11 protein-coding genes are annotated in these 10,408 nt (G+C 51.9%); 2 read left to right on the top strand and 9 right to left on the bottom strand.

The annotated features are described in order from the left end of the window. Positions 1 to 324 (top strand): Sua5 family C-terminal domain-containing protein (locus tag QZ279_RS04010; RefSeq protein WP_293448234.1); only part of this gene is annotated, 324 nt, incomplete at its 5' end. Here the strand turns inward: QZ279_RS04010 and QZ279_RS04005 are convergent. From QZ279_RS04005 to QZ279_RS03980, 6 genes are all read right to left on the bottom strand, one after another. Continuing rightward, positions 321 to 1,472, bottom strand: a complete 1,152-nt coding sequence (locus QZ279_RS04005; protein WP_293448232.1) for an alpha-D-ribose 1-methylphosphonate 5-triphosphate diphosphatase — start codon at positions 1,470 to 1,472, stop codon at positions 321 to 323. The genes QZ279_RS04010 and QZ279_RS04005 overlap by 4 nt on opposite strands. Then, on the bottom strand, positions 1,459 to 2,178 hold the full coding sequence (locus QZ279_RS04000; RefSeq protein WP_293448230.1) for an alpha/beta hydrolase: 720 nt from the start codon (positions 2,176 to 2,178) through the stop codon (positions 1,459 to 1,461). Before QZ279_RS04000 ends, QZ279_RS04005 begins: the two co-directional genes overlap by 14 nt. A 91-nt stretch (positions 2,179 to 2,269) precedes the next feature. Next, on the bottom strand, positions 2,270 to 3,109 hold the full coding sequence (locus QZ279_RS03995) for a DMT family transporter (RefSeq protein WP_293448228.1): 840 nt from the start codon (positions 3,107 to 3,109) through the stop codon (positions 2,270 to 2,272). Continuing rightward, a complete protein-coding gene (gene chrA, locus QZ279_RS03990; RefSeq protein WP_293448225.1) occupies positions 3,106 to 4,341 on the bottom strand; it encodes a chromate efflux transporter in 1,236 nt (411 codons plus the stop codon). Before chrA ends, QZ279_RS03995 begins: the two co-directional genes overlap by 4 nt. Further along, a complete protein-coding gene (locus QZ279_RS03985; RefSeq protein WP_293448222.1) occupies positions 4,338 to 5,156 on the bottom strand; it encodes a sulfurtransferase/chromate resistance protein in 819 nt (272 codons plus the stop codon). Before QZ279_RS03985 ends, chrA begins: the two co-directional genes overlap by 4 nt. 129 nt (positions 5,157 to 5,285) lie before the next feature. Next, positions 5,286 to 6,284: a fatty acid desaturase gene (locus QZ279_RS03980; RefSeq protein ID WP_293448219.1), complete on the bottom strand. Its 999-nt coding sequence runs from the start codon at positions 6,282 to 6,284 to the stop codon at positions 5,286 to 5,288. Between the two features lie 277 nt (positions 6,285 to 6,561). On the opposite strand from QZ279_RS03980, the gene QZ279_RS03975 reads away from it, so the two are divergent. Continuing rightward, on the top strand, positions 6,562 to 7,167 hold the full coding sequence (locus tag QZ279_RS03975; RefSeq protein ID WP_293448216.1) for a hypothetical protein: 606 nt from the start codon (positions 6,562 to 6,564) through the stop codon (positions 7,165 to 7,167). Positions 7,168 to 7,230: 63 nt separating this feature from the next. On the opposite strand, the gene QZ279_RS03970 is transcribed toward QZ279_RS03975, so the two are convergent. From QZ279_RS03970 to QZ279_RS03960, 3 genes are all read right to left on the bottom strand, one after another. Then, positions 7,231 to 7,557, bottom strand: a complete 327-nt coding sequence (locus QZ279_RS03970) for a hypothetical protein (RefSeq protein ID WP_293448213.1) — start codon at positions 7,555 to 7,557, stop codon at positions 7,231 to 7,233. A gap of 610 nt (positions 7,558 to 8,167) precedes the next feature. Beyond that, complete coding sequence (gene groL, locus QZ279_RS03965) at positions 8,168 to 9,817, bottom strand: chaperonin GroEL (RefSeq protein ID WP_293448210.1); 1,650 nt, start codon at positions 9,815 to 9,817, stop codon at positions 8,168 to 8,170. A 51-nt stretch (positions 9,818 to 9,868) separates the two neighbouring features. Then, on the bottom strand, positions 9,869 to 10,156 hold the full coding sequence (locus tag QZ279_RS03960; protein ID WP_293441623.1) for a co-chaperone GroES: 288 nt from the start codon (positions 10,154 to 10,156) through the stop codon (positions 9,869 to 9,871). Between the last annotated feature and the right edge of the window lie 252 nt (positions 10,157 to 10,408).

Below are 10,408 nucleotides of genomic sequence, written 5' to 3'. Positions count from 1 at the left end.
CTTGGAACGCGCTTGGCTGATCCAAATCAAGGCATCATCTCTGCCCCCGGTCAACTTGCGTCGCACTATGCACCCAAAGCACATGTACGGCTGAATGCCGAAAGCTGGAAGCTGGGTGAGTTATCCCTCGGCTTTGGTCAAATGGAATGCACGCTGAACCTATCCGAAAGTGCGGACCTTGTTGAAGCGGCTGCAAACTTGTTCGGCCACCTACATCTACTGGACGCAATGAAGGGCGAACGTATTGCAGTCGCTCCAATCCCCAACGCGGGCCTCGGTGCTGCAATCAACGATCGCTTGCAACGCGCCGCCGCGCCGCGTTAATTGGCCAACATTCGCGCTGCGAATTCACCCTGCATATAGGTTACCTGCCCTGCAGAAATTGTGGCCGCAATCCGCCCTGTTGCGATCTCTTCGACCATCACATCTGCGCGCAAACCTGCCTCCAACGTCCCACGATCTGATAACCCCAAAATACGTGCTGGCCCTTCGGACACCAGCGCCCAAGCAGTCGCAAAATCGCACGCGCCCTGATCAACCAGCTTACCAACCGATTGGCGCAAAGCAGGATAGTGATAGTCGGACGCCAACGCATCGCACAAACCCTCGCGAACCAAATCATCCGCCGCAACATTGCCCGCATGACTTCCCCCCCGCATCACATTCGGCGCACCTAGAATAATTTGACCACCCGTTGCGCGTGCGGCCTCTGCTGCGTCACGGGTTTCAGGAAATTCAGAAATCTGCGCGCCCATAGCTTGGAACAAACTGCGATCCTGCGCCGTGTTGTCATCGTGACTACCGATCAGGCAGCCCGTCGCGATCAATTCGCGCGCAAACTCACTCAAAGCAGCGGGAACCAAATCACGCTGTGCACTCATTTGTTTCATCAGCGCGAAATGCACCTCTGGGCTACGCCCACTTTTCAAAGCAGACCCCGTAAGACGCTGAGGCTTGCGCCCCTCATCCAACCGTTTGTGTGGGATATGATCGTTGAACACCACGTACCCAACCATGTGCTCTGCAATCAGCGCTAGCATGTCGGGATAATCATCCAGCATATGCGTTTCTATCCGCAATTGCGCGCGCATGTCTGTGAGTTGCTCATCTTTCGTCACAGCAAGCGCGGACAGGAATTTGCGCGCAAATTCGGGGGATCGCAGCCCGCCTTCCCAGCTGTAAAACTGCGCCATCACTGCCGTCGTAATTCCGTTGCTGGCCAAATCAGCCTCTGCCGACGCGATACCCGCACGCATATCCGTCATGGCACCGCGGCGCGGCGCCAAGTGGCGCTCAAACCCGTCACCGTGCATATCAACGATACCCGGCAAAATTCGAAAGCCGCGCGCATCAACCCGTCGGACAAGCGGCGTCTCTGTGATCAGCCCACCTAAAAGGGAAACATCACCTTGTTCAAGCCGCCCTTTACGCAGACCTTCGCCACCCTCAAGGGTCACCTCAATCGCGTTCATCGTCGTCCGTAAATTCTTGAAGCGCTATTTTGACGACATCACGCCAATCAATGTCGCCATTGAATTCACCGTTCTCAAGAAACAAAATCGTTTCGCCGATCACACGGTAATTGTTCATCATAAACGTATGCGTAACGGGCAAGGTCAGATGTGCCTTCATGCCCTGAAGTTTTGTGGAGGACACAGAAACTTTCCCGTCATCTGGCCCCTCTAGCATGGCCGAGAAAAACGGGTTCAGCGATTGATCCCCCGCAATAATTCCAAGTTCATAGTCTGCATCAGGCAAGCGATTGGGCAGACTATCCTCATCCGTGGTCAGCTGCAGTCCCGCAGGTCCATTCAACCATTCAAACGTCGCAAGATCGCCCAGAACATCAACAATTTCGCTACCATGGTTCGGAGGCGCCAACATCATCACACGACCCATATTTTCAGGACGCGAGTCTTTCAACCATTCCCGAAGAAGAATGCCGCCCATGGAATGCGTGACAAAGTGAATTTTCGCGTCTCCCCATTTGGCAACGGCTTCGGGCAAAGTAATATCAACCAAGGTTTGAACGGTTGCTTTGGTTGATGGATAACCCGGACGCACCACGTCAAAGCCACGTTCATGCAAAGCCTCTTCCATGATCACAAAAGACGCTTCGGTGCATGCAAGACCATGCAACAGCACAACGCATTCCGCAGCGGCAGTCATTGGAAACATAGCAAGGGCAAGCGCATATCTAAGCATATATTCCAGATAGGGCCTTTCCCGCGATGAAAAAAGAGGTTTGTTAAAGCTAGCAATGTTTGGCCTATCTACTCTTTCTTTGCGCAAAAATAGTTAACCACACACCGCTCAGGACTAAACACGTGGCAATGCCAAATCGAAGCGTAAGTGTTTCACCTAGTAGCACCGCGCCCCCAAAGGCTGCAATAACGGGGACAGTCAATTGCGCAACGGACGCAGTTGGCAAGCTAAGTTCGGGTAGCACTTTATACCACAGCGCGTAGCCCATACCGGATGTGACAGCACCCGACAGGATCGCCAAAAGTGCGCCGCGCAAGTTGATCTTATCAGGCAAAATCAGCCAAAACAGAATGCCAATCGTCGCTGCCAAGACGAACGCCAAGGTCGTTGCACCCAGCGGATCAGACCCCTGTTTTCCTGCAATTGTAAACAGTGTCCAACCCAAGGCGGAGAGCAGCATTAGGGCCACACCGACCTTATCCAGAACAGCGCTTTCGCCGGGCCAAAGCAAATAACACAACCCTGCAAAGGCGAGCAGCGCGCCAATCCAACTAAGCGCACCGATTTTTTGACCCTTCGATAGGGTGCTCCCAAACGAAATCACTTGGACTGCTCCAAACAAGATCAGTGCGCCTGCACCCGTTGGGATCGTGATGTATGCATAAGAAAAGGCCAGCGCGTAAAGGGTGAGCGTACCCGCGCTCCAGAATGCGTGTCGTGTAAACTGCGGCTTGGGCCCAGTGCGCAACGCAATCAAAAGCGCCAGCAGCAGTGCCCCCGCCAGAAGCCGGATCGCCGCGTAGCTAGAAGGTCCAACACCCTCCAACACCATCGCTTGACGGTTCAATATCGAGTTGGACGCGAAGGCCGTCATGGTCAACGCGACCAACCAGAAAAGCTTCATACCAATGATAGTCCCATCGCCAAAACTGCAGATATTGCCAGAATTGTGAGCAAGCCAACATGTAAACGCAACAATAGAATTGTCGCTATAATGCTAAGCACCAAAGCGCGCCAATCTAGCGTTGCGATGTCGGGCAGCCAACCGAATGTAACCCGGTCCACTTTGGCGAAGATCACATTCAGTGCGAACCAGATCGACAGGTTCGCAATAACACCCACAACTGCTGCTGTGATCGCCGAAAGCGCCCCGCTTAAACGGGGCTGTGCAGAGATCCATTCGATGTAGGGTGCGCCTGCAAATATCCATAAGAAGCACGGCAAAAAAGTGGCCCATAGTGTGACAAGTGCAGCAAGGACCGCAAGACCTGCGCCGCTCTCGTTAAAGCCCGATAAAAAGCCTACGAATTGCGTGACAAGGATTAACGGTCCAGGTGTTGTTTCTGCCAGACCTAGCCCGTCGATCATTTGTGGTGCAGTGATCCAGCCAAACGATTGCACAGCTTCTTGGCCCATGAACGCAAGAACAGCATATGCGCCACCGAACGTCACCGTCGCAAGTTTTGAAAAGAACAGCGCAAGTTGGAACAAAAAGTCTTGCCCGATGACAAAGCCAAGCCCAAGGATCGGCAGCCACCAGATCGCGAGCCAGACCGTGATCGTAGTCACTGTTTGCATCATGGGCACGCGCGGCGTTGGAACGTGATCCGCTGCTGTTGTGGTGAGATAGCCGATTAGCGCAGCAATCCCAATGACCGCAGGAAAAGGTGCGGCAAACACGAAAATCGCGATGAAGCTGGCGATGGCCAATGCCCAATGTAGGGGCGATTTGAACGCGCGTTTGGCGACTTTGATCAATGCCTCAAGCACGATCGCAAGGACAGCTGCTTTTACACCCAAGAACAGCGTTTGCACCAAAGGCACATTCCCGTAGCTGACGTAAATCGCCCCCAAAGCAAGGATTACCAAGGCACCCGGCAGAACAAAGAGAAGTCCCGCAAGGAGCCCCCCTAATGTGCCACGCAATCGCCAGCCTGAATACGTCGCCAATTGCATCGCCTCAGGACCGGGAAGCAACATGCAGAAGGACAAGCCCGATAGGAATTCCTGTTCGGACAGCCATTTGCGGCCTTCAACCAATTCCTTGTGCATCAGTGCGATTTGCGCGGCGGGGCCACCAAAAGACAGACACCCGATTTTGCCAAAGGTTTTGAACATTTCTAAGTAAGGTGTCATACGTTACCCGCCACTTTGCCCGCGTGCGCGTCCCAATCATGGGTTTCACCTTTTGCATCGCGCGCCCAGCGATAGAGCGCGTCGTAGATCGGCATCGCAGCATCTAGCTGTTCTAGATCGTCTTTATACATACGCGACAGACCAAGTGAAATTGCTAGCAATCCCGCGGCCTTGGGCGCGACAGCGTGCGGCGTTCCATCTGCTGCGCGGATCACGTCGGCCATTGTCGCCAACGCAGGCGTCGAAATATCGAAATGCGCAAGCAACGCGTCAAAGCTACAGGTGTCTTTTGCATGACTTAGCGCTGCGCCCTCCACATCGAACGGGATCGCGTCGAACTTTTCGGCGACGGCCAGAACTTCGCTTGGTCCAACATACAGAAAGCGCGCATCAGGGTCGATGAAACGGCGGATCAACCAAGGGCATGCAATGCGGTCGATCTTGGGTCTGTGGCGCGTCACCCAAAGCCCGCCACGTTTGGGCAGAGCATCAGCGCGCACACGCGGTCCGCGTGCATCGCGCCACGCAAAAATGCCACCCTCCAGAAGTTCTGCATCAATCCCGTGGGATCGCAGCAGGGCCATCGCACCTTGGGATAGTTTTTTGCCTTTCTGGCAAACTATTATCACTTTTCGATCCCGTAGCGCAGGGACCAAAGTTTCAATCGTGCGGAATGGGTGACGGAAAGATGTCGGGATCAATCGTGGATCTTCTGCAAAATCTTCATCAATACAAATATCAATCAAAACAGGCGCGGTTGGCGTGCCAATGAGGCGCATCAATTGTGCAGTGGTCAGTGTGTTTGGAGCGGTCATGTCGCGTCCTCCCATGTTGGGGGTTAACTAGGACGCAAAACTTGGGCCAAAGCCTCACGGGGCGTTCGCTGACCCCTTGGGGGTGAAACTGTTGGAACCGCTTGGAAAAGTCAATGCCAGCGCATGCGCTTACTTACGCAAGTCCGCGAAAGAGATCAGCTTGTTGCTGGTCGCATCCCATAGATCAAGGCGCGCGCACTTAAAGCTTTGCTTTAATGTCATGCGACCGCAATGCACCAATTCTTCGTTGTCACGCAGTACATCGCCAAGGCGATAGAACGGGATACGGCTATAGAGGTGATGCACATGGTGAATGCCGATGTTTGCAGTAAACCAACGCAGGACCAAAGGCAGGTCGTAGTGTGAGCTGCCCTCAAGTGCGGCTTCGTGCAGTTGCCAGTCTTCCGTATTCTTCCAGTGTGTCTCTTCGAATTGGTGCTGCACATAGAACAGCCAAACACCGACAGAGGCGGCAAGCAGAACAGTCGGAAGGGCGACGAAAACCAAAACTTGCCAGCCGCCAAAATAGACGATCAGGAATACAAAAATTGCAGCAGCAATGTTGGTGCCCATCGCGGACACCCAGTATTTCGCACCTTGTTTCATCAGACCCAGCGGCAAACGGTTCTGCAAAAGGAACAAGTAGCTTGGTCCAAGGCCAAACATCACAAGCGGGTGACGATAGAGGCGATACATAAAGCGACCATAGGTCGAACGCGCCTGATATTCTTCGACTGTCAACGTCATCACATCGCCAATACCGCGATGATCAAGATCGCCTGCGTGGCTATGATGGATAGAATGCGTGCGGCGCCAAACGTCATAAGGCGTCAATGTGAAGACACCCAGAATTCGCCCAATCCAGTCGCTTAAGGTGCGGTTGTTGAAGAAGGACCCATGCCCGCAATCATGCTGGATTACGAACATGCGCAGCAAGAAACCACCGTTCAACAACGCAATCACAAATGCGGCGGTGTAGCTAAATGATGCCATCCAGCAGGCCATAGTCCAAAGGATAATGAAGGGAATAACGCTAACGCCCAGCTCAAAACTACTGCGCATCGTATCAGGCTCGCGATATTTGGCGAGAACCGAAACCCACTCACGTGCGTTTTTATGATTATGCATTCTAGGGTTTTGGGTCATTATCTGCTCGTGTTTTTATCTTTGTCCTACCCCCGATAAGGGCAATAGCCTCGCAAAGCAAACGAGTTTCGTTCCTTAGCGTAAACGTGATACTGCTCTTAGGGCAAACTGTTGCAGCATTCCCTTGTCAGCTGGGTATTATTCCCGCAGTAGGGTTTAAACAGTCGCGCCTGTAAAATCGGCGAATTTGGAGATCAATTTGCCAGCACATGTGCCCTCCGTATCGCGTTATAGAATTGTTCTGCGGATCTGTTTGGTAGTGATTTTCTACGCCCTCATTTTATTGATCGGCACCTATCTTGACAGCGTTATCCGCAACCTAGTTGGCGAAGAGTTTCGCACAATCCACGCGCCAAGCTTGCAGCTGATCGTCGCAGGGTCCGCCTTAATCTTTGCGATTACGTCTGCCCTGCCTTTCGTTCCAGGTGCCGAAATTGGGATTGGAATGCTAATGTTACTTGGCGGGCAATACGCATTGTTGGTCTATTTGTGCATGCTTTATGCGCTCATGTTAGCATTTACCGTCGGCCATTTCGTCCCGCTTAGCGCCATTGGCAAAGCCTTTGGATGGTTGAATTTGCGCAAAGCCCAATCCTTGCTTGCGAAACTGGATGGCCTTGCGCCAGATCAACGTATGGATCTTCTCATGGCAAATGCACCAAAGCAGTTTGTCCCGTTTTTACTGCGCTATCGCTACATTGCGCTGATTGTTTTAGTGAACACCCCGGGCAATTCACTGATTGGCGGCGGCGGTGGGATCGCATTGATGGCGGGGCTATCAGGTCTGTTCAAATGGTACTATTTCGCACTGGGCATGGCTGTAGCAATCGCGCCAATTCCGATTGCGTTTTACCTGGCGATGTGATCGCAAAGACTACGAGATGGGGTCAATTTTTAGACTAAGGCAGAAAATCCATTCAGAGACTGTTCATTTTACTTTCACGTATCCAATGTCCCTAACATACAAGCGGTCGCTGGGTAGCTTTGGACTAATGCGTCCGAACCGATACAGACCTGTCTTGAAAAAGACTGCACCGCCATCTTGAACCAAAACACCTTCCCGATGTGCTAACTTACCACCAACGTAAATCGCAACATTTGGCTTTTGCTTATCAGTATCAATATCAACCGCGATTTCGGCCCACTTACCTTCAAAGTCTTTTCTGGTGAAATTCCCAAGCCGACGCGTCGTGTGCTTATGATGGCTTCTCAATATTCTTGCGTTCAAGTTGCCCTTTTTATCGAAGAAAATCATCACATATGGCCCACACTCACAAGTTGGTGTCACCCACTGATGAACCTGAAAAACTGTGGTTACAGGTGCAGTCGCAAAGCTGGGGTCCAAGCTTTGATCAGCCTTGAAAATATAACGATTGCCCTGCTTGAAAAACTGGCTCCAGATTTCTGCCCTTTCAGAATACGGAATTTAAACGCTAGAATTTCCGCTGCCTCTGTCTGTAGAGCAATTTCCAATATCACCGTGTTTCATTGTGAAGATCAACGTTCCACGGCTTTTTTTCAATGAATGCGTGCCAGGATGCTTACCACAAGAGATTTTCAGCGTAAGTTTCTTGAATTTGAAATCAAAAGCATCCGCAGAATTATTCTTTGGGATTGCATAATCAGCAGCGACAACAGGACATCCGAGTGAAGTAAGCAGTATCACGATTAGAAAAATTTGTCGCACTGCGATCTCCAGTCATCAATAAGGGCTTTGCTATCTAGCGTTGCACAAGGTCGGATATATGCGCAACTTCTATATTGTGAGATCCATCGCTATTTGACATTTTCCCAAATGGTTTTTTCAAACGAAAAGGGGCCGCCCAAAGGCGACCCCAATCTTAGTCTCCGGTAGGGAGAATGATTTACATCATTCCGCCCATGCCGCCCATTCCGCCCATGTCAGGCATGCCGCCGCTGCCGCCGCCACCCTTCTCAGGCTTATCAGCAACCATTGCTTCGGTTGTGATCAGCAAGGAACCGACAGATGCCGCGTCCTGAAGCGCTGTACGTACAACTTTCGCAGGGTCGATCACGCCAAACTTGAACATGTCGCCATACTCTTCTGTTTGTGCGTTGAAGCCGAAGGTCAGGTCGTCGCTCTCGCGGATTTTGCCCGCAACAACCGCGCCGTCAACACCAGCGTTCTCAGCGATCTGACGCAGAGGCGCTTCGATTGCTTTGCGAACGATGTTGATACCAACAGTCTGGTCGTTGTTTGCGCCTTCAAGGCCAGCAAGAACTTTTGCAGCCTGAACCAGAGCAACACCACCACCAACGACAACACCTTCTTGAACCGCAGCGCGGGTCGCGTTCAGTGCATCGTCAACGCGGTCTTTGCGCTCTTTGACTTCAACTTCGGACATGCCGCCAACGCGGATAACCGCAACGCCGCCTGCGAGTTTCGCAACACGCTCTTGGAGTTTTTCTTTGTCGTAATCGGAAGACGTTTCTTCGATCTGACCACGGATCTGAGTAACACGTGCTTCGATTTCAGCTTTTTCGCCGGCACCGTCAACGATTGTTGTCTCGTCTTTTGTGATCTGGATTTTCTTAGCAGTGCCAAGCATGTCCATTGTCACGTTCTCAAGCTTCATGCCGAGGTCTTCAGAGATGACCTGACCGCCTGTGAGGATCGCAATGTCTTGCAACATGGACTTACGACGATCGCCGAAACCAGGTGCTTTAACAGCTGCGATTTTCAGACCGCCGCGCAGTTTGTTCACAACCAGAGTTGCAAGCGCTTCGCCTTCAACGTCCTCAGCAATGATCAAAAGTGGCTTCTGGGACTGGATCACAGATTCCAAGAGTGGAACCATTGCCTGCAAAGAAGACAACTTCTTCTCGTGCAGCAAGATCATGCAGTCTTCTAGTTCTGCCGTCATTTTGTCAGGGTTTGTGACAAAGTAAGGGGAGAGGTAGCCACGGTCGAACTGCATGCCTTCAACAACGTCTGTCTCTGTCTCGAGGCCTTTGTTCTCTTCAACAGTGATAACGCCTTCGTTGCCGACTTTCTGCATCGCGTCTGCGATCTGACGACCGATTTCCGCTTCGCCGTTTGCAGAGATTGTACCAACCTGAGCAACTTCGTCGGAATCGTTTACTGGACGTGACGCCGCTTTGATCGCTTCAACAACTTTCGCTGTCGCAAGGTCGATACCGCGCTTAAGATCCATTGGGTTCATGCCAGCCGCTACAGACTTAAGGCCTTCGCGAACAATCGCTTGTGCCAAAACTGTTGCAGTTGTTGTGCCGTCGCCAGCTTCGTCATTGGTACGGGAAGCAACTTCCTTAACCATCTGTGCGCCCATGTTCTCGAACTTGTCTTCAAGCTCGATCTCTTTAGCAACAGAAACGCCGTCTTTCGTGATGCGCGGTGCGCCGAAAGACTTGTCGAGAAGAACGTTACGACCCTTTGGGCCGAGCGTTACCTTAACAGCATCCGCAAGAATGTTGACGCCATTCAGCATCTTTGTCCGTGCGTCTGTGTCGAATTTTACTTCTTTAGCAGCCATTATGAATGCTCCACTTTAAATTAGATTGTAGGAATGAACAGGAAGGTCGTCTTAGGAAAGAATTCCCAGAACGTCGCTTTCTTTCATCATCAACAGCTCTTCGCCGTCAACCGACACTTCTGTGCCGGACCATTTGCCGAACAACACGCGGTCGCCGTCTTTGACTGCCATTTCGATCAGCTCACCGCTGTCTTTGCGAGCGCCGTCGCCAGATGCAACGATAACGCCCTCAGCAGGCTTTTCTTTTGCGCTATCAGGGATAATCAATCCGCCAGCAGTTTTCTCTTCGCCTTCTGTACGACGAACCAACACGCGATCGTGAAGTGGTTTCAATGCCATCTTTGCAGCTCCTTAAGCTCAAATGGTTACAATTTCGTCCCCAAGCCCTGAGGCTCTAGATGGGGTATTAGCACTCACACGGGGTGAGTGCTAACGATGCATAGGTAAGAATGATGCATGAATGAGTCAACAGGCGAAGCGTAAAGAATTTTAGCTTTCCACATTCGACTGCTTTTTAGGGCTAAGCCGCGAGGCCACGGCCCTTCAAAAGCGCCTCGACACCCGGCATCCGCCCACGGAACGCCATATAAA

The organism is Planktotalea sp. (assembly GCF_018607965.1).
Classification (GTDB): Bacteria; Pseudomonadota; Alphaproteobacteria; order Rhodobacterales; family Rhodobacteraceae; genus Planktotalea.
This window is presented reverse-complemented; position numbering and strand designations above follow the sequence as displayed.